This window comes from Mammaliicoccus sp. O-M54 (assembly GCF_022386035.1).
In the GTDB taxonomy this organism is placed as follows: Bacteria; Bacillota; Bacilli; order Staphylococcales; family Staphylococcaceae; genus Mammaliicoccus; species Mammaliicoccus sciuri_A.
The window spans coordinates 40,913-60,695 of record NZ_JAJNJE010000006.1; the positions used below are offsets into that span (position 1 = coordinate 40,913).

The 19,783-nt window shown below is 33.8% G+C and carries 14 protein-coding genes; 2 read left to right on the forward strand and 12 right to left on the reverse strand.

Annotated elements, in window-relative coordinates; genetic code table 11:
- Window positions 1-34: 34 nt before the first annotated feature.
- From LQ673_RS10825 to gatC, 5 genes are all read right to left on the reverse strand, one after another.
- Window positions 35-1,000 (reverse strand): diacylglycerol kinase, encoded by a 966-nt coding sequence (locus LQ673_RS10825; protein WP_025905139.1) that lies wholly within the window; start codon window positions 998-1,000, stop codon window positions 35-37.
- 71 nt (window positions 1,001-1,071) lie between these two features.
- Window positions 1,072-2,523 (reverse strand): helicase HerA-like domain-containing protein, encoded by a 1,452-nt coding sequence (locus LQ673_RS10830; protein ID WP_191835826.1) that lies wholly within the window; start codon window positions 2,521-2,523, stop codon window positions 1,072-1,074.
- Between the two features lie 472 nt (window positions 2,524-2,995).
- Window positions 2,996-4,423 carry an Asp-tRNA(Asn)/Glu-tRNA(Gln) amidotransferase subunit GatB gene (gene gatB, locus LQ673_RS10835; protein WP_037590579.1) on the reverse strand — a complete coding sequence of 476 codons (1,428 nt, stop codon included), beginning with the start codon at window positions 4,421-4,423 and terminating at the stop codon, window positions 2,996-2,998.
- A gap of 6 nt (window positions 4,424-4,429) precedes the next feature.
- Window positions 4,430-5,896: an Asp-tRNA(Asn)/Glu-tRNA(Gln) amidotransferase subunit GatA gene (gene gatA, locus LQ673_RS10840; RefSeq protein ID WP_037590580.1), complete on the reverse strand. Its 1,467-nt coding sequence runs from the start codon at window positions 5,894-5,896 to the stop codon at window positions 4,430-4,432.
- A gap of 3 nt (window positions 5,897-5,899) precedes the next feature.
- Window positions 5,900-6,199 carry an Asp-tRNA(Asn)/Glu-tRNA(Gln) amidotransferase subunit GatC gene (gene gatC / locus LQ673_RS10845; RefSeq protein ID WP_025905135.1) on the reverse strand — a complete coding sequence of 100 codons (300 nt, stop codon included), beginning with the start codon at window positions 6,197-6,199 and terminating at the stop codon, window positions 5,900-5,902.
- 165 nt (window positions 6,200-6,364) lie between these two features.
- On the opposite strand from gatC, the gene putP (LQ673_RS10850) reads away from it, so the two are divergent.
- Both putP (LQ673_RS10850) and putP (LQ673_RS10855) read left to right on the forward strand, forming a co-directional pair.
- Window positions 6,365-7,894, forward strand: coding sequence for a sodium/proline symporter PutP (gene putP / locus LQ673_RS10850; protein ID WP_037590581.1), 1,530 nt, complete (start codon window positions 6,365-6,367; stop codon window positions 7,892-7,894).
- A gap of 241 nt (window positions 7,895-8,135) precedes the next feature.
- Window positions 8,136-9,668, forward strand: coding sequence for a sodium/proline symporter PutP (gene putP / locus LQ673_RS10855; RefSeq protein ID WP_037590582.1), 1,533 nt, complete (start codon window positions 8,136-8,138; stop codon window positions 9,666-9,668).
- Window positions 9,669-10,451: 783 nt separating this feature from the next.
- On the opposite strand, the gene LQ673_RS10860 is transcribed toward putP (LQ673_RS10855), so the two are convergent.
- The 7 genes from LQ673_RS10860 to purB form a co-directional block, all read right to left on the reverse strand.
- Window positions 10,452-11,639, reverse strand: coding sequence for a CamS family sex pheromone protein (locus LQ673_RS10860; protein WP_191836596.1), 1,188 nt, complete (start codon window positions 11,637-11,639; stop codon window positions 10,452-10,454).
- Window positions 11,640-11,650: 11 nt separating this feature from the next.
- Window positions 11,651-13,654 carry an NAD-dependent DNA ligase LigA gene (gene ligA, locus LQ673_RS10865; RefSeq protein ID WP_191836597.1) on the reverse strand — a complete coding sequence of 668 codons (2,004 nt, stop codon included), beginning with the start codon at window positions 13,652-13,654 and terminating at the stop codon, window positions 11,651-11,653.
- Window positions 13,655-13,657: 3 nt separating this feature from the next.
- Window positions 13,658-15,838, reverse strand: a complete 2,181-nt coding sequence (pcrA, locus tag LQ673_RS10870; protein WP_049320401.1) for a DNA helicase PcrA — start codon at window positions 15,836-15,838, stop codon at window positions 13,658-13,660.
- A gap of 12 nt (window positions 15,839-15,850) precedes the next feature.
- Window positions 15,851-16,534, reverse strand: a complete 684-nt coding sequence (gene pcrB, locus LQ673_RS10875) for a heptaprenylglyceryl phosphate synthase (RefSeq protein WP_191836598.1) — start codon at window positions 16,532-16,534, stop codon at window positions 15,851-15,853.
- A gap of 618 nt (window positions 16,535-17,152) precedes the next feature.
- Window positions 17,153-17,851, reverse strand: coding sequence for a M15 family metallopeptidase (locus tag LQ673_RS10880; protein WP_191836599.1), 699 nt, complete (start codon window positions 17,849-17,851; stop codon window positions 17,153-17,155).
- 234 nt (window positions 17,852-18,085) lie between these two features.
- Window positions 18,086-18,388, reverse strand: coding sequence for a YerC/YecD family TrpR-related protein (locus LQ673_RS10885; RefSeq protein ID WP_025905127.1), 303 nt, complete (start codon window positions 18,386-18,388; stop codon window positions 18,086-18,088).
- Between the two features lie 78 nt (window positions 18,389-18,466).
- Window positions 18,467-19,762 (reverse strand): adenylosuccinate lyase, encoded by a 1,296-nt coding sequence (purB, locus tag LQ673_RS10890; protein ID WP_239745051.1) that lies wholly within the window; start codon window positions 19,760-19,762, stop codon window positions 18,467-18,469.
- Window positions 19,763-19,783: the final 21 nt, after the last annotated feature.

The window sequence follows — 19,783 nt, forward strand, 5'->3', positions numbered from 1 at the left end:
TAGAAAAAAGGGACAAAATAATGTCCCTATGTATTTATTCTTCTGTTTGTTCTTCGTGTAGTCTTTCTCGTTCTCTTTCTACTGTTTCAATTCCGTGCTCTCTCTTAACCCTTTCAAGTTTAGAAAAGACTTGTATATGTTGTTTTAAGTTTAAGAAATTAGCAGGTAATACGCCACCAAATTCACCATCAACATTTAATTGAATTTGCTCAAATGATGAGACATTAATTGTTTTAGCTTTAGTGTAATGAACTTTCGGATGATTGATATGATCACCTCTAGAAGCCAATGTCATAATATGTCCAAGTTCTGCTATATTCACTTTTTCTAATATAAGCAAAGTAAAATTACCATCATTAATATCAGCATCTGGTACAAGCTTTTCAAAGCCACCTATTGAATTCGTTAAGCCAATTAAAAACATCATCGCTTCGCCTTGGAATACATTACCATCATATTCGATACGTATATCAGTCGCTTTAATTTGTGGTAACATCTCTAAGCCTTTAATGTAATAAGCGAGTGGTCCAACCATTGTTTTCAATTTACTTGGCGCTTCATAAGAAACTTCTGTTATTTTACCGCCACCAGCAATATTAATAAAATAGCGATTGTTCATTTTACCAACATCTACAGGTACAAGATCGCCTTTAATGATTGTATCTACAGCTTCCATTATATTGTTTGGAATAAGAAGTGCTCTACCAAAATCGTTAACTGTCCCCATAGGAATTAACCCTAGTTTAGGTCGCTTCTTTGCTTCTGCTATACCATTGATAACTTCATTTAAAGTACCATCTCCACCAGCAGCAATGATTACATCATAATCATATTTTAGAGCTTCCCTAGCAGCATGTGTCGCATCTCCAGCACTTGTTGTAGCATGAGCGCTTGTCTCATAACCAGCCTGTTCTAACTTAATTAATACATCAGGTAATGCTCTTTTAAATAATTCTCTTCCTGATGTTGGATTGTAAATGATTCTAGCTTTTTTCTTCATTATGATCCCTCTTGTATATTCTTATATCTTTATATTAAAGCATATACTAAATATAAGAAAGCAAAAAATAATTAACGTCTTTTCGTTCCAAATATATTACGTACGATTTCTCTACCAATTTGTCTTCCAACTGTTGATAAGAATTTAGATGTTTCTTTTTGGAATTGTGAAGGTTTTTCTTTCTTCTTAGATGTTGTTTCTTTCTTAGTTGACGTTGATTTCTTAGTTTTTGGTTCTTCTTCAGGTTGCTTTTCAATTTTATTTTGTAACATTTCATATGCACTTTCACGATCAAATGTTTCTTTATATGTTTCATTTAATGGTGCATTATCAATTAAATCTTTTTTAACAGATTCATCGATTACACCAATTTTACTTTCAGGCGGACGAATAAATGCACGTTCAACAACATTCGGTTGGCCTTCATCATTTAAGAATGAAATCAACGCTTCCCCAGTTTTCAATTCTCCGATTACTTGAGCAGTATCGAAACTTTCATTTTGACGGAAAGTTTGTGCAGCACTTTTAATCGCTTTTTGATCTTTAGGTGTGTAACTTCTAAGTGCATGTTGTACTCTATTACCTAGTTGTCCAAGGACAGATTCTGGAATATCAATTGGATTTTGAGTTACGAAATAAATACCTACACCTTTAGAACGGATTAAACGTACTACTTGTTCAACTTTTTCAATTAACTCTTTAGAGCTGTCATTAAATAAAAGATGGGCTTCATCAAAGAAGAATACAATTTTTGGTTTTTCAGGATCGCCTACTTCTGGAAGACTCTCAAATAGTTCAGATAATAACCATAATAAGAATGTTGCGTATAATTTAGGCTTTTGATATAAAACAGATGCATCAAGTACATTAATCATACCTCTGCCTGATTCATCAAACTTAATAAAATCTTCTAATTGTAACGCAGGTTCTCCGAAGAATGTTTCAGCACCTTCAGATTCTAATCGTAATAATGCACGTTGAATTGCACCAATTGATGCAGAAGAAATATTACCGTACTTTTCAGCATACTCTGCTCTATTTTCATTAATTTCTTTTAAAAGTGCTTTAAAATCTTTCATATCAATCAGAAGCAGACCACTTTCATCAGCAACTTTAAATACAATATCTAATACACCTAATTGAGTATTATTTAAATCTAATAATTTACCGATTAATAGCGGACCCATTTCTGTGATCGTTGTACGAACAGGTACGCCCGTTTTTTGAAATACATCAAACAACGTTACAGGAAAAGCATTATTTTTGTAATCATCAATTTTCATCATATCAATACGTTCTTGAATCTTATCATTGATAGAGCCAGCTTCTGCAATACTTGAGATGTCCCCTTTAACATCTGACATAAAGACTGGTACACCAGCTTTAGAAAATTGTTCAGCCAATACTTTTAAAGTAATTGTTTTACCAGTACCAGTAGCACCAGCAATCAAACCATGTCTATTAGCTTGGCCTAATTCTAAATTGATTTCATTTTCATTTTTAGCTATTTTAATTTGCGTCATATGTAATTACGCCTCCATCGTCATTATGATTTAATACTATTGTACTTCAACACACCAACCATGCAAGTAATTAGATATAGAATTTGCAATTTAATAAGAACAAGAATTAATGGAGGTGTATCTTTCATAATTCGGAATTGTGGTAGTTATGTGGGCGCTAACTTCCATTATTTCGAATTCTGGTAGTTATGTGGGCGCTCTCTTACGGACATTTCTCGGAATTCTGTCTCTAACAACGACTCTTACGGACATTTCTCAGAATTCTGTCCCTAACAACGACTCTTACGGACATTTCTCGGAATTCTGTCCCTAACAACAACTCTTACGGACATTTCTCGGAATTCTGTCCCTAACAGCACCTCTTACGGACATTTCTCAGAATTCTGTCCCTAACAGCCACGCCAACATCTCATTCAACAAAAAAATCTCGTCACGAGTACTTCACTCTGTGACGAGATTTTCATAATATTTATTATCTTTTTTCTAATTCTGATTTTAGTAATTGGTTCACGATTTGTGGGTTTGCTTGGCCTTTTGAAATTTTCATAATCTGACCTACTAAGAAGCCCATCGCTTTGCCTTTACCATTTTTAAAGTCTTCTACTGATTGTGGATTGTTGTCTAATGCTTCTGTAACAAATCCTAATAGTGTTGCTTCATCAGATATTTGTACAAGACCTTTGTCTTTCATAATTTGATGTGCGTCTCCACCGTTTTCAGCTAATTCAGGGAATACTTTCTTAGCAATTTTACTACTCATTGTACCATCTTCAATAAGTTTAATCATACCTGCTAAGTTTTCTGGAGTTAATGCAGTATCTTGTAATTCGATTTGATTTTTATTTAAGTATTCATTAACGCCACCCATTAACCAGTTAGATGTTAACTTAACGTCTGCACCATGTTCAATTGCTGCTTCAAAGAAATCTGACATTTCTTTAGTTAATGTTAATACATGTGCATCATAAGCTGGTAATCCTAATTCATTAACATAACGTTCTTTACGTACGTCTGGTAAATCTGGGATTGTTTGACGTACACGTTCTTTCCACTCATCATCAACGTATAATGGTACTAAGTCTGGCTCTGGAAAGTAACGATAGTCATCTGAACCTTCTTTAACACGCATTAAAATTGTTTCGCCAGTTGATTCGTTGAAACGACGTGTTTCTTGTAAAATTTCTCCACCAGCTAATAATACTTCTGCTTGGCGTTTTTCTTCATGTTCAAGACCTTTACGTACATAGTTAAATGAGTTTAAGTTTTTAAGCTCTGCTTTTGTACCGAATTCTTCTTGACCATATGGGCGTAATGAAATGTTGGCATCACAACGTAATGAACCTTCTTCCATTTTACAATCTGATACGCCTGTATATTGAATAATTGCACGTAATTTTTCTAAGTATGCATATGCTTCTTTAGGAGAACGAATATCAGGTTCAGAAACGATTTCAATCAAAGGTGTTCCTTGACGGTTTAAATCAACTAAAGAATATCCATCTTTATGTGTTAATTTCCCTGCATCTTCTTCCATGTGTAAACGTGTGATACCAATACGTTTAGTTTCTCCATCTACTTCAATATCAATCCAACCATTTTCACCAATTGGTTGATCGAATTGAGAAATTTGATAAGCTTTTGGATTATCTGGGTAGAAATAGTTTTTTCTATCAAATTTAGATTCTTTCGCTATATCCATATTTAATGCCATTGCTGCACGCATAGCCCAATCAACAGCTGTCTTGTTTACAACTGGTAATACGCCTGGGTATGCTAAGTCAATAACGTTTGTATTTGTATTAGGTTCCGCACCGAAATGAGCGGGTGATGGTGAAAACATTTTTGATTCTGTTTTTAATTCGACGTGAACTTCTAAGCCGATAATTGTTTCAAAATGCATTCAGTTTCACACTCCTTGTAAAGTTTTATAGTCATCATGTAAGTTATATTGTGTTTCATATTGATAAGCAACTTTGTATATTGTTTTTTCATCGAATGGTTTACCAACAATTTGTAAACCAATTGGACGACCATTTGATTTACCACAAGGAATAGAGATTGATGGTACACCTGCTAAGTTAACTGGAATCGTTAAAATATCATTAGCGTACATTGTTAATGGATCATCAATTTGTTCACCAATATTGAATGCTGTCGTTGGTGCAGTTGGTCCTACGATAACATCATAATCTTCAAATACTTTTTCGAAGTCTTGTTTGATTAATGTACGAACTTTTTGAGCTTTTTTGTAGTAAGCATCGTAATAACCTGAACTTAATGCGAACGTTCCAAGCATAATACGACGTTTAACTTCATCTCCAAAGCCTTCACCACGAGATTTTTTGTATAGTTCTTCTAGTGTATTTGCTGATTTTGAATGATAACCATAACGGATACCATCAAATCTTGCTAAGTTAGCTGATGCTTCAGAAGATGCAATGATATAGTAACTTGCTACACCGTATTTAGTATTTGGTAATGATACGCGATCAACTGTAGCACCTAAAGATTCTAAAGTTTTAACCGCTTCATTTACTGAGTTCTTAACTTCTTCAGATACACCAGATCCAATGAATTCTTCTGGAACAGCTACTTTTAAGCCTTTAATATCTTTACCAATTTCAGACGTAAAGTCTACATCTTCAATCGGTGCACTTGTTGAATCTTGTGCGTCATGTCCAGAAATCGTTTCTAAGATTAACGCATTATCTTTAACATTACGTGTAATAGGTCCAATTTGATCTAATGAAGAAGCAAATGCTACTAGACCAAAACGAGATACACGACCATATGTAGGTTTCATACCAACAACACCACAGTATGATGCTGGTTGACGGATTGAACCACCAGTATCTGAACCTAATGCAAATGGTACTAAGCTTGCTGCAACAGCTGCTGCTGAACCACCTGATGAACCACCTGGTACGGCTTTATGGTCAAATGGATTAACAGTTGTCTTGAAATAAGAGTTCTCATTTGAACCACCCATAGCAAATTCATCCATGTTAAGTTTACCAACTAAAATACCATTTTCAGCATTTAATTTATTCATAACTGTTGATTCATATATAGGAATAAAGCCTTCTAACATTTTACTTGCACATGTAGTTTCTACACCTTCAGTAATAATATTGTCTTTGATACCCATTGGAATACCAAATAACTTACCTTCCATTTTACCTTCAGCTTGTAATTTATCTTGTTCTTCAGCTTTTTTAATTGCTTGTTCTTTATCTAAAGCTAAGAATGCTTTAATATTTGCGTCGTCTGCTTCTATCGCATCAAAAATATCTCTAACAATTTCAGATGGCTTAATTTCATTATTTTTAATCATTTCTGATAAACGTTCAATTGTTTCATAACGAATTGTCATGCTTTAGTCCTCCTCGTTCATAATTGCTGGAACTTTAAATTGCCCCGCTTCTTTTTCTTTCGCATTAAGTAATGCTTGTTCTTGAGGAATTCCTGATTCACTCTTATCTTCTCTTAGAACATTTTGTAAGTCTAATACGTGGAATGTTGGTTCAACATTTTCAGTATCAACTTCATCTAATTGTCCTGCAAAATTTAAGATCTTTTCTAAAGATTGTGTGAATTCATTGACTTCGTCTTGTGAAACTTCAAGTCTAGCTAAATTAGCAACATGTTCAACTTGCTCAGATGTTACCTTCGTCATGTGCGACGCCTCCTTAGTTAATCTAACATCATATAATTTTAACAAATTTTCATATAAAAATCTAAAGTTATTAAAAATTAACTACATGAAAGCGCATACATTGTGTATAATAAATTATCAGAATTTTTTCTGAATTTTATGTCAATGAGTGAGAGGTGGTTTTTCATGTTTATACTTGGAAATACTTTTAAGAATGTTAAAGTCGAAACTTCTTGGGAAACATACGTCATGATTGCTATTTATTTTGCCATTTTATTAGCAATTGGATTTTATGCTTACAAACGTTCGACAAGTACGCTTGATGAATATATGTTAGGCGGCAGAGATTTAGGTGCACTTGTTACTGCCCTATCAGCAGGTGCTTCAGACATGAGTGGTTGGATGATTATGGGCTTGCCGGGATCTGTATATAGTATTGGTCTATCAGCAACTTGGATTGCGATTGGTCTTACAATAGGTGCTTGGCTTAATTACATACTCGTTGCATCACGTTTGAGAATTTATACTGAACTGACTGATAACGCTATTACTTTACCTGACTTTTTCGAAAAAAGATTATCAGATCATACAAGAATCGTTAAAGTTATTTCAGGATTAGTTATCGTTGTATTCTTTACGTTATACACACATTCTGGAATGGTAGCTGGTGGCGTACTATTTAATAGTGCATTTGGACTAGATTACCATGTCGGTTTATTTATAGCCGCTAGTATTGTTATTTTGTATACACTTTTCGGCGGTTATTTAGCTGTATCATTAACGGACTTCTTCCAAGGTGTCATTATGATCTTAGCATTGGTATTAGTACCTATCGTTGCGTTGTTAAAGTTAAATGGTCTAGACACGTTTAGTGAAGTTGGTGATTTAAAGCCTACGAATTTAGATTGGTTCAAAGGTACAACAACAGTTGGTATCATCAGTTTACTCGCTTGGGGATTAGGTTACTTCGGTCAACCACATATTATAGTACGTTTTATGTCTATCAAAACGCATAAACTAATGCCTAGAGCGCGTAGAATTGGTATTTCATGGATGGCAATTTCTTTATTAGGTGCTTGTATGACAGGATTAATTGGTATTGCTTTTGTTGAACACACTAATATAGAAGTTAAAAACCCAGAAACAATCTTTATCGTGATGAGTCAAATTTTATTCCATCCACTCATTGCAGGGTTCTTCTTAGCAGCAATTTTAGCTGCGATTATGAGTACAATTTCTTCACAGCTTCTTGTAACATCTAGTGCATTAACGCAAGACTTTTACATGTTATTGCGCAGAAAAACGTTACAAGATAAAAGTCATGAAAAGGAATTCGTTCTTGTAGGACGCTTATCTGTTTTACTTGTATCAATCGTTGCGATGTATATCGCGTGGAATCCAAATGATACAATTTTAAATTTAGTTGGTAATGCTTGGGCTGGATTCGGTGCAGCATTTGGACCTTTAGTATTATTATCACTATATTGGAAACGTCTAACTAAATACGGCGCGATTGCAGGAATTTTGACTGGTTCATTAGTCGTTATTTTCTGGATACTCATGAAAGATCATGGTGGCATTTTTGAATTTTACGAAATCATACCTGGATTTATTTCAAGTATGATTGTAACAGTTATTGTGAGTTTAATGACGAAACCACCTGTTGAATATGACCTTAAAAAGTTTGACGACATGGAACAAATTTTAAAAAGCTAAAAATTTTTAAAAAAGTTTACATCGTAATTTTATGAGCAAAATAAGTCATATGCATATCCTTTGTAAACATTTACACCGCAAGGCATAGAGCAATATTAAATATGAACAAATTGTGACATCATTCTATATAAATGATAAACTGAATATACGGATAATTTACTTTTTACCCTTTGATTATTATTTCATTTGTGTATAATGGTCAACGTGCAACTTTAAAATATTTAAATAAAGGAGCGGGAATATGTTTATTTTAGGACAAATTGATGCGAGCACTGGAGTTGCTTCAGGCTGGCAAACTTATTTCATGATTATAGTCTATTTTGTTGTTCTATTAGCAATTGGTTATTATGCTTATAAACAATCAACAAGCAATTTAGATGAGTACATGTTAGGTGGCCGTAGTATAGGTCCTTATGTAACAGCATTATCCGCTGGTGCATCCGATATGAGTGGTTGGATGATTATGGGACTTCCTGGTGAAGTTTACAGTATTGGATTATCAGCAACTTGGCTTGCTATCGGTTTAACAGTAGGTGCATGGTTAAATTACATATTAGTAGCACCGAAATTACGTGTATATACTGAACATACTGGAAATGCTATTACCATTCCAGACTTCTTCGAGAAACGTGTTGCAGATAATACACATGCTTTAAAAATTATTTCAGGTATTATCATTGTAGTATTCTTTACACTATATACTTCAGTTGGTATGGTTTCAGGCGGTACTTTATTCGAAAGTGCATTTGGTATGGATTATCGTCTTGGTATTATCTTAACTGCTGGTATCGTTGTAATATATACATTCTTCGGAGGATATTTAGCTGTTTCTCTAACAGACTTCTTCCAAGGTGTGATCATGTTAATAGCGATGGTTATGGTACCTATCGCAGCATTATTAACTTTAAACGGGTTAGATACTTTCCACACTGTAGCAGAAGTTAAACCAACAAACTTAGATTGGTTTAAAGGAACTTCAGTTGTAAGTATCATAGGATTAATTGCATGGGGACTTGGTTATTTTGGACAACCACATATTATTGTAAGATTTATGTCTATTAAATCACATAAACAATTACCAACAGCAAGAAGATTCGGTATCGGTTGGATGGCAGTTTCATTATTAGGTGCATGTTTAGTTGGTTTAACTGGTATTGCATACATTCATGACACGAGCCAAACAATTGATAACCCAGAAACAATCTTCATCTTAATGAGTCAAGTGTTATTCCACCCATTAGTTGGCGGGTTCTTCTTAGCAGCAATTTTAGCAGCTATTATGAGTACAATTTCATCTCAATTACTCGTTACATCAAGTGCTTTAACACAAGACTTCTATAAAATCATAACTAAAAAACGTGGTTATGAACCAGATAGAGATAAAGAATTTGTTATGGTAGGTAGATTTGCAGTATTAGCTGTAGCAGTTGTGGCAATATTACTTGCTTGGACTCCAAACGACACTATCCTTAACCTTGTAGGTAATGCTTGGGCAGGATTCGGTGCAGCATTTGGACCACTTGTATTAATGTCATTATACTGGAAAGGCTTAACGAAAAACGGTGCAATCGCAGGTATGGTTACGTCTTCAATCGTCGTACTATTCTGGATTATGATGAAAAGTCATGGCGGTATTTTCGAATTATACGAAATTATCCCAGGATTCTTCACAAACATCGTCGTTACAGTTATTGTAAGTTCATTTACTAAAAAGCCAGACAAAGAAGTTATTGATAACTTAGATCGTATGAAACGTATCTTAAAAGAAGATTAATATGGAAGAGACTGGTACATATAATGTGCCAGTCTTTTTTATGGAAAAATAGCTGTAACATTGGGGGCTATGTTGCTTGTTTAGGGAGTCTTGCAACATAGGGAGCTTCTATGTTGCTTGTTTAGGGAGTCTTGCAATATATGGGCGATCTATGTTGCTTGTTTGGACAGTCTTGCAATATATGGGCGTTCTATGTTGCTTGTTTGGACAGTCTAGCAATATAGGAGGCTCATATTTATCTTGTTTGGCCTGTCTTGATAAATACGAAGCTCATATTTATCTTGTTTCGCTAGTCTTGATAAATACGAAGCTCATATTTATCTTGTTTGGCCAGTCTTGATAAATACAGAGCTCATATTTATCTTGTTTGGCCAGTCTTGATAAATACAGAGCTCATATTTATCTTGTTTCGCTAGTCTTGATAAATACGAAGCTCATATTTATCTTGTTTCGCTAGTCTTGATAAATACAGACCTTCTATTTATCTTGTTTCGTAAGTCTTGATAAATACAGAGCTCATATTTATCTTGTTTGGCCAATCTTGATAAATACAGGGCTCATATTTATCTTGTTTGGGCAGTCTTGATAAATACAGGGCTCATATTTATCTTGTTTGGTCAATCTTGATAAATACAGGGCTCATATTTATCTTGTTTGGGCAGTCTTGATAAATTCGAGCTCCTGAACATTGCTTGTCACACCCCACTTGCAATGTTCAGGCCCATATTTCCGAAAATACGAAAAGAGTCTGGAACATTCCTCTGTTCCAGACTCTCTTTTTAATTATTTATAAATATGAATTTGTGGTTCGTCATCGTCTTTAGTCTTCGTAATTAATGCTTGTGGTTCTTCTCCGTCTACGATAGAGATTTCTAAATCATCTATACCTTTAAAGTATTTTTGAGATAGGTCTGCTACGTACTGAGTCACACCAATTACTTCTGCTTTTCCATAATAATCAAGTGGTACTTTTATTTCTAGTTCTGTCAGTTTATCGTCATCAAATTTACCTGTTCCTACTGATTGTGTAAAGTTCGGGAAGTATTTTTGTAAGTCTTGATTGAACTGTTCAAAATTAGAATTTAAATTTTCATCTAAATCTGCTGCATCGTTTGATGGGATTGTGACATATTTTTGATTCATTTTTTCCCAACTTTTAACGTTACGCTTACCGCCTTCACTAGAAGCATAAGAAACAAATTTACCTGGTTTGATGTCACCTTCTCCAGACTGTATAAAGATACCAAAGTTAATTGGAATATTTTTAAGGTCATCTCTTACACGAAGTCGTGAAAGGATTTCTTCAGCCATTTCTTTACCTTTTTTCTCTACTTCTTTGTTATCAAGTTTCTTCGTATATGTTTCACCATATTCTTCTTTTTGGTAAACATATTCACTATTCATTGCTAAACCAATCGTCATACCAGAAATCTTTTGTTTTTTAGCATCACTTTCTGTGAAGTAATCTTGTTCGATGATATGTGATAAATATGTAGGTGAATTCTCAGCTATTTTTTCAGGATCTGTTTCTCCATTATGAGTTGGATTCAATCCTAAGTTTTCTCTAGCATTATTTTGTTCTTTTTCATCATCACTCATATCTTTGATTTCTGCTTTAGTAAATTTAGGTGCTAAATATGCCCTCACAGTATCTTTATCTAAGAATTGGCCATCTCTGTATAAGTAATCATCAGGTGAAAATGTTTGTTTACTTATATCTAACAATCCACTTTCAAATGCTTCACTGTTATAACTAGAAATCATATTATCTTGAGTTAATCCTCTAGCAGCACTTACTTTAAAAGGTAGTAATGTTCGATAATAATCACTGGAAATTTGCATACCTGTAGAAATTTGCTTTGTTTGCTCTTTTTCTTTATCCGATTTATCTTGATTATCTTTTTGAGTAGTATCTGATGAACATGCTGTAAGCAATATTACAGACGCTAAAATAAGAAATCCTTTTTTCATATCTTTAACCTCTATTCATTGATATTACGATATTTGTTTAACCAATCTTCTTCTGACCAAACTTCTATATTTAATTTTTCAGCTTTTTCAAGTTTGGATCCAGCATCTTCACCAGCAATAACAACATCTGTATTTTTAGTGACACTTCCTGTTACTTTTGCACCTAATGATTGGATTACTTTTGTTGCTTCAGGTCTTGTCATCTCTGTCATTTTACCAGTTAAGACGAATGTTTTTCCAGTAAAATCTGGATGACCTTCGATTTCAGATTGCTTAATACCTGTATAAGTCATGTTAACATTTTTCTGTTTAAGTTTATCGATTAATACTTTTATATCATCATTTTCCATATACGTAACAAGTGATTGAGCCATCTTATGCCCAACATCTGGAATTTCAGTTAAATCTTCTATCGTTACTTCGAATAAACGATCAATTGTTTCATATTTTTCAGCTATTACACGACTTGCTTTCGTACCTAAATGTCTCACACCTAAACCAAATAATAAATGTTCAAGTGATTTTTCTTTAGAAGCTTCGATTGCTGTTAATAATTTATGAACTTTCTTCTCGCCCATTCTTTCCAATGGTAGTAAATCATCTTTAGTTAAATAATATAAATCCGCAACGTCTTTAATTTTATCATTTTGATAAAGTTGCTCGATGATTTTATCTCCTAAACCGTCAATATTCATTGCTTGTCGTGATACGAAATGAATCATACCTTCTACTAATTGAGCAGAACATTTAGGGTTAATACATCTTAAAGCAACTTCGCCTTCTATTCTAACCAATTCATGCTCACAACTTGGACAGTGTGTTGGCATATGATAAACTTCACTATCTTCGCTTCTTTCTTCAGCAATACTTTTAACGACTTCAGGTATAATGTCACCTGCTTTTTTGATGACAACTTTATCCCCTATACGGATATCTTTTTCATGGATTAAGTCTTCGTTATGTAATGATGCACGAGAAACAGTAGTTCCTGCCACTTTAACAGGCTCTAATATCGCTGTTGGCGTCACAACACCCGTTCTACCTATACTTAATTCAATATCTGTTAATGTAGTTAAGACTTCTTCAGCTGGGAACTTATACGCAATTGCCCATCTTGGTGATTTCTGAGTAAATCCAAGTTCTTCTTGCTGACTTAAATCGTCAACTTTAATGACAATACCATCTATATCATATGATAAATTATTGCGTTGTTCAGTCCACTTACTTATAAAAGATAATACACCTTCTATATCATCAAATGTTTCTCTTTCTTTATTTGTCTTAAAGCCAAGTTCATCTAAATTATTTAATGCCTCTGATTGACTATCCGCTTCTATTTCAGTTAAGTCATTAACACTATATAAGAAAATATCGAGCTTTCTTTTAGCAGTTAATTTTGAATCAAGCTGTCTTAATGAACCAGCAGCGGCATTTCTAGGGTTAGCAAATAGTTGTTCACCATTTTGTTCTTTTTGTTCATTTAAAGAAACAAAAGATTTTCTTGGCATATATGCTTCACCACGAACTTCAATAGAAAGAGGTTCTTTAATTGTTAAAGGAATCGCATGGATCGTTTTTAAATTTTCAGTGATATTCTCACCAGTTGTACCATCTCCACGCGTTAATCCTTGAACAAATCGTCCGTTTACATACTTTAACGATACCGCTAAGCCATCAATTTTTAATTCACAAGTGTAGCGAACATTGTCTACTTTTTCTCTAACTCTTTGATCAAATCTTCTTAAATCTTCTTCATTAAAAGCATTACCTAATGACAACATAGGTGTGTCATGATTAATTTTTTCAAATTGAGATAACGGTGGTCCACCAACTCTAACTGTTGGTGAATCGTCCGTTTTTAGTTCAGGGTGCTTTTCTTCTATAGAGATTAACTCATGCAATAATTGATCATATTCACTGTCCGGAACAGTTGGATTATCTAACACATGATATTCATGGTTATAACGATGTAACAATTGATGAAGTTCATTAACTCTTGATTTTAAATCTTCCATAGTTTACTCCCCTTTCTTCTCAATAGGTGCAAATTGCGCTAATAGACGTTTTGGTCCTTCTTTTTTGAAAATGATATCTAATTCAACAGAACCATTTTTATCATTCACAGCACTTACCATTCCTTCACCCCATGATTTATGAGTTACTTTATCCCCAACATTCCATGATGTTTCTGGTTTCTGCTTCGTATTCATACGCCCTGCAAAACTACGTTTAGGTGTTGATGTTTGTTTTTGCTTGAATGATGTTTTTGGTTTCACGCCATCCAGTAAATCTTCTGGAATTTCTTTTAAAAATCTTGATTTTAAGTTCGCTTGAGATCTACCAAACAATGTACGAGTTGTCGCATGAGATAAGTGTAACTCTTCTTCGGCTCTCGTAATAGCCACATATGCAATTCGGCGTTCTTCTTCCATTTCATGTTCTTCACCTGATTGAAGACTTCTAAAGTGTGGAAAAATACTTTCCTCCATACCAATGATAAATACAACTTTGAACTCTAGACCTTTCGCTGAGTGCATTGTCATCAATGTTACACCGGCTTCTAAATCTGCATCATCAACATCTGCAACGAGTGATAAATCTGTTAAGAAGTTCATCAATGATTGCTCTTCAACTGGTGTGTTTTTCTCATAGTCTCTTGGTACTGATAAGAACTCATCAATATTCTCAAGTCTACTTTGTGATTCAATCGTTTGTTCGTTCTCTAACATACGTCTATAACCAGATTTTTCTAGTATTTGTTCTACAATTTCAGTTACTGATAAGAACTCTTGTTGTTGCATAAAGTTGTTCATCATCTCATAAAATGCTGCGCCTTCTTCAGTAACTTTTTTAGATAAACCGATAAAATCAACTTCTCCTAATGCATCAAAGTAACTCAATTGATTCATCGCTGCATATTGAGCAATTTTTTGAACTGATGTCGGTCCAATACCTCTTTTAGGTACGTTAATGATTCTTTCAAAACTAATATCATCATTACTATTTGAAATTAATCTTAAATAACTCAAAATGTCTTTAATTTCTTTTCTGTCATAGAACTTTGTTCCGCCAACCATTGTATAAGGAATATTAGATTTCAAGAACGTTTCTTCAAGTACACGTGATTGCGCATTTGTTCGATATAACACAGCTATATCTTGGTTTTTATAGCCTTCTTGTTTTTTCTTTAATATTTGACGGATGACATATTCTGCTTCATCTCTTTCAGTTGTCGCTTCATAATATTTTATCTTTTCGCCTGAGTTATTATCCGTCCATAATGCTTTAGGTTTACGTTCAGCATTATTACGAATCACTTCGTTTGCTGCAGTTAAAATCGTCTTAGTTGATCTATAGTTACGCTCCAAGAAAATTGTTTGTGCATTTGGATAGTCTTCTTCAAATGATAAAATATTTTTAATGTCTGCACCTCTCCAACCATAAATAGATTGGTCAGAGTCACCTACGACACATATATTTTCAAATTTACTTGCTAATAAATTAACGAGCGTATATTGTGCTTTGTTAGTATCTTGATATTCGTCGACATGAATATATTGGAATTTATTTTGGTAGTACTCCAATACTTCAGGCACTCTATTAAATAATTGAATCGTCATCATGATTAAATCATCAAAGTCCAATGCGTGATTTCTAAGTAATTTTTCTTGGTAGCCTTTGTATACACTAGCAACCATATTGGCATGAAAATCACTAGCTTCTTTTTCAGCATCTTCTGCTGTTTTTAATTCATTTTTTAAATTAGAAATCGCACCAATAAATGTTCTTGGGTCATATTTTTTACTATCTATATTTTGCTTTTTCAATATTTCTTTAATCACTGATTTTTGGTCAGTCGGATCTATAATTGTAAAGTTTCTTTCAATTCCAATACGGTCAATGTCTCTTCTTAAGATTCTTACACACATTGAGTGGAATGTAGATATCCAAATACTTTCAGCTTCAGGACCAACTAAATGGCTAATTCTTTCTTTCATCTCTTTAGCTGCTTTATTAGTAAATGTAATTGCCAAAACATTATAAGGAGAAACATCTTTCTCATCTAATAAATACGCAATTCTGTGCGTTAATACTCTCGTTTTACCACTACCTGCACCTGCCATAATCAGTAATGGCCCTTGAGTTGTTTTGACTGCTTGTTTCTGTTCGTCATTCATTCTATCTAACAATGCGTTCATAAAAACCTTCCTTTATTGTTTTACTTTTACTGTTTGTAAAGCTTTTTTCAAATCTTCATAAATGGCATTACCGACTACAATTATGTCAGCATATTCTGCCATTTCTTTCGCTTTTTCTAAATTATCTATACCGCCACCATAAATAAGTCGGGCGTTTTCTAAATGTTCTTTAACAGCTTTAATCTCTTCCACTTTTCCATACTTACCACTGTATTCTAAATAAAAAATAGGTAAATGATAAAGTTTATCCACCATTCTTGCATAACTGATTAAATCGTCTTCATCTAAATCTGTATTCGCGCCTGTCAATTGCGCTACTTTACTGTCTTCATTCATGACAACATAGCCTTCTAAGAAAATTTCATCAAAATCCATCATATAGCCATATTCCTTAACGGCTTTTTGAAGCAGGCCATTATGGAAGTCAACATTATTACTATTTAAAACACTCGGTACAAAATAAAAATCAAAACCAGGCACAACACTTTCAATATTAGAAATTTCAAGTGCGCAAGGTAGCGGATAACGTCTAATTCTACTCATTAAATTTAGTACATTATCTTCCGTAACATTATCAGTACCGCCAATTATAATAGCATCCGTACCAGATTCACATATTTTCATTAAGTCCTCATCTGATATAGATTTCGCTGGATCTAATTTAAATACGTGACTCCACAAATTTATATCGTACATACTTAAACTCCTTTAATTATCATAAGATTAATTATAGCATTTTTAAGATTAAATTCCGAAATGAAATAGGACAATTATCATAAAAAAAGAAGCGAAAAATTTCGCTTCTTACGATGTTTGAATTACGGTTAAGGTGAAGATGTATGTTTGTGAAGTTTTGAGGTGTGAGTTTAGCTATCTCTTGGCTTTATTCACCACTTAAGCCACGACTTAGTCGATCTCTTGGCTTTACTTAGGACTTAAGCCACGACTTGGGCTATCTCTTGGCTTTATTCACCACTTAAGCCACGACTTGGACGATTTCTTGGCTTTATTCAGGACTTAAGCCATGACTTAGACAATCTCTTGGCTTTACTCAGGACTTAAGCCATGACTTGGGCTATCTCTTGGCTTTATTCACACATTAAGCCATGACTTGGGCTATCTCTTGGCTTTATTCACCACTTAAGCCATGACTTGGGCTATCTCTTGGCTTTATTCACCACTTAAGCCACGACTTAGTCGATCTCTTGGCTTTATTCACCACTTAAGCCACGACTTCAGCTATCTCTTGGCTTTATTCACCACTTAAGCCACGACTCTGACGATCTTATGACTATTCAATCTCTCTCACAACTTCTATTTACCGTAATCAAAGTATTCTTCTAATGTTGTGTCTTGCTTATAAATTTTTTCTGCTAATTCTTTACCGACATATCTTAAATGCCATGGTTCATATTGGTATCCTGTTATTTTTTCTTTGCCTAATGGATATCTAATGATAAATCCATATTGATGTGCGTGTGTTTTAATCCATTTTCCTTCGTTTGTATTACCGAATGACTTTCTAAAATCATCAGTTGCTGAGTTTGAACCTACATCAAATGCTAATCCTGTCTGATGTTCTGATTGTCCTGGTTTAGCACTATATTGGTTGGCCGCTTCTTCACCATCTCTTGCTACATAATCATTATATAGTTGTTTTTGATTTTCATAAGAACGATATCCGCTTCTAAATACTAAGTCTAAACCTTCATTCGTTCCATCTTGTATTAGTTTATTTAATTGATTTCTTGCAGTACTATTTTCACCTGGGGCATAATCATGAGGTAAGCCTACTTTTTTATTTACAAAAACATGCCCGTCAACATATGTGATGCCATCTTTCTTTGTCACTTTATGTTTCTTTTGTTCTTGCTTTTTAGATTTTTGTGCTGTCTCTTTTTTATCTTTTTGAGTATGTTCTTCTTTAGTTGATTGATTATCTGTATTCTGATCATCACTACATGCGCTTAATACTAAAGTAGATATGCCAATTATTAAAAATAATTTCTTCATGCGTAAAGCTCCTTATTTCATAAAATTTACTATTATTATACTATTTTAACCAATTAAGAGACTGAGACATAATAAAATGTCTCAGTCTCTCTTAGTCATTTGGCAGTAGATGACTGAATTGAAATGCGCTTGTTTCAAACTTTTTCAACTTTAGCCATCTTTGCCGGGGCGAGACTACGAAATCTTTTTCACAAATTAGATTTCTGTCTCGCTCCCCCTCATACATATTTATGATTATTTTTCGAAGTCAATATTCATTCTTTCAAGAATCATCGTATATGCATCATTACCCCATTGCAATGAGCGTTTAACTCTTGAAATTGTTGCAGTTGAAGCACCTGATTCTTTTTCTATATGAGCATAAGTGTATCCTTGTTTAATCATTTTAGCCACTTGTAATCTTTGTGACAATGACTGTAATTCATTTACTGTACATAAATCATCAAAAAATTGATAACATTCTTCTCGAGTTTCTAGTGTAAGAACTGCATCAAATAGTTCATCTAATGCTTTTCCTCTTAATTTTTCAATTTGCAAAAAATCAACCCCTGTTTAATATAAGTTCATTAATTGCATTTTAACGCACTAACCTATTAAAGTACAGTAAAATGTGTCTTATTCTATACCCGCTCTTCTGAATATTGTATCGACTTGATTTAAATGATGTTTCTCATTGAAGCATTCGTCTAATTCTTCAGTACTTAACAAGTTTGTAATTTTTTCATCTTGTTCTACTAATGTTCTAAATGGTGTTTGAGTTTCCCATGATTCCATTGCTTTTGGTTGAACGATATCATATGCTTCTTCTCTTACCATACCTTTATTAATTAACGTTAACATAACACGTTGTGAATAAATTAAACCAAATGTTTTATCGATATTACGTTTCATGTTTTCTGGATATACTGTTAAACGATCGATGATATTCGTAAATCTGTTTAATGCATAATCCAATGCGATTGTTACGTCTGGTAACATAATTCTTTCTGCAGATGAATGTGAAATATCTCTTTCGTGCCATAATGGTACATTTTCATAAGCAGTCGTAATATATCCTCTAATCACACGTGCTAAACCTGTCACATTTTCAGAACCAATTGGATTACGTTTATGAGGCATTGCTGAAGAACCTTTTTGACCTTTAGCAAAAGCTTCTTCAACTTCACGTGTTTCAGTTTTTTGTAAACCACGAACTTCTACTGCAAATTTTTCGATAGATGTTGCGATTAATCCTAATGTCGCAATGTAATAAGCATGGCGATCACGTTGAAGTGTTTGCGTAGAAACTGGCGCACAACCTAATCCTAATTCTGTACATACATGCTCTTCAATTTCTGGTGGAATGTTTGCAAATGTACCAACAGCACCACTCATTTTTCCAACTTCAATTTCTTCACGAACTCGTTTAAATCTTTCTAAGTTACGTTTCATTTCTGTATACCATAGTGCCATTTTAATACCAAATGTTGTTGGTTCAGCATGTACACCATGTGTTCTACCCATCATTAAAGTCGTTTTATGTTCGATTGCTTTATTTTTTAATACTTCTAAAAATCTTTCTAAGTCTTTTTCAATGATTTCATTTGCTTGTTTAATGACATAACTTAACGCTGTGTCAACAACATCTGTTGAAGTTAAACCGTAATGTACCCATTTACGTTCTTCACCTAAAGTTTCAGAAACTTGTCTTGTGAATGCCACAACATCGTGACGTGTTTCTTGTTCAATTTCTTTAGCTCTATCAACGTCGACCTTAGCATTTTGTCTTATAAGCTTTACATCTTCTGCAGGAATGTGTCCTAATTTACTCCATGCTTCACAAGCTAGTATTTCAACTTCTAACCAAGCTTCAAAACGATTTTGTTCTATCCAAATATTAGCCATTTCTTCTCTTGAATAACGTTCAATCATTGATAAATTCTCCTAACATAT

Coding starts and splice junctions, on each gene's coding strand:
- LQ673_RS10830 (WP_191835826.1), bottom strand. CDS start 2,523: ATGACGCAAATTAAAATAGCTAAAAATGAAAATGAAATCAATTTAGAA.
- gatA (WP_037590580.1), bottom strand. CDS start 5,896: ATGACAATTCGTTATGAAACAATTGAACGTTTATCAGAAATGATTAAA.
- LQ673_RS10860 (WP_191836596.1), bottom strand. CDS start 11,639: ATGAAAAAAGGATTTCTTATTTTAGCGTCTGTAATATTGCTTACAGCA.
- pcrA (WP_049320401.1), bottom strand. CDS start 15,838: ATGAACGCATTGTTAGATAGAATGAATGACGAACAGAAACAAGCAGTC.
- ligA (WP_191836597.1), bottom strand. CDS start 13,654: ATGGAAGATTTAAAATCAAGAGTTAATGAACTTCATCAATTGTTACAT.
- purB (WP_239745051.1), bottom strand. CDS start 19,762: ATGATTGAACGTTATTCAAGAGAAGAAATGGCTAATATTTGGATAGAA.
- putP (WP_037590582.1), top strand. CDS start 8,136: ATGTTTATTTTAGGACAAATTGATGCGAGCACTGGAGTTGCTTCAGGC.
- pcrB (WP_191836598.1), bottom strand. CDS start 16,534: ATGTACGATATAAATTTGTGGAGTCACGTATTTAAATTAGATCCAGCG.
- gatB (WP_037590579.1), bottom strand. CDS start 4,423: ATGCATTTTGAAACAATTATCGGCTTAGAAGTTCACGTCGAATTAAAA.
- LQ673_RS10880 (WP_191836599.1), bottom strand. CDS start 17,851: ATGAAGAAATTATTTTTAATAATTGGCATATCTACTTTAGTATTAAGC.
- putP (WP_037590581.1), top strand. CDS start 6,365: ATGTTTATACTTGGAAATACTTTTAAGAATGTTAAAGTCGAAACTTCT.
- LQ673_RS10825 (WP_025905139.1), bottom strand. CDS start 1,000: ATGAAGAAAAAAGCTAGAATCATTTACAATCCAACATCAGGAAGAGAA.
- gatC (WP_025905135.1), bottom strand. CDS start 6,199: ATGACGAAGGTAACATCTGAGCAAGTTGAACATGTTGCTAATTTAGCT.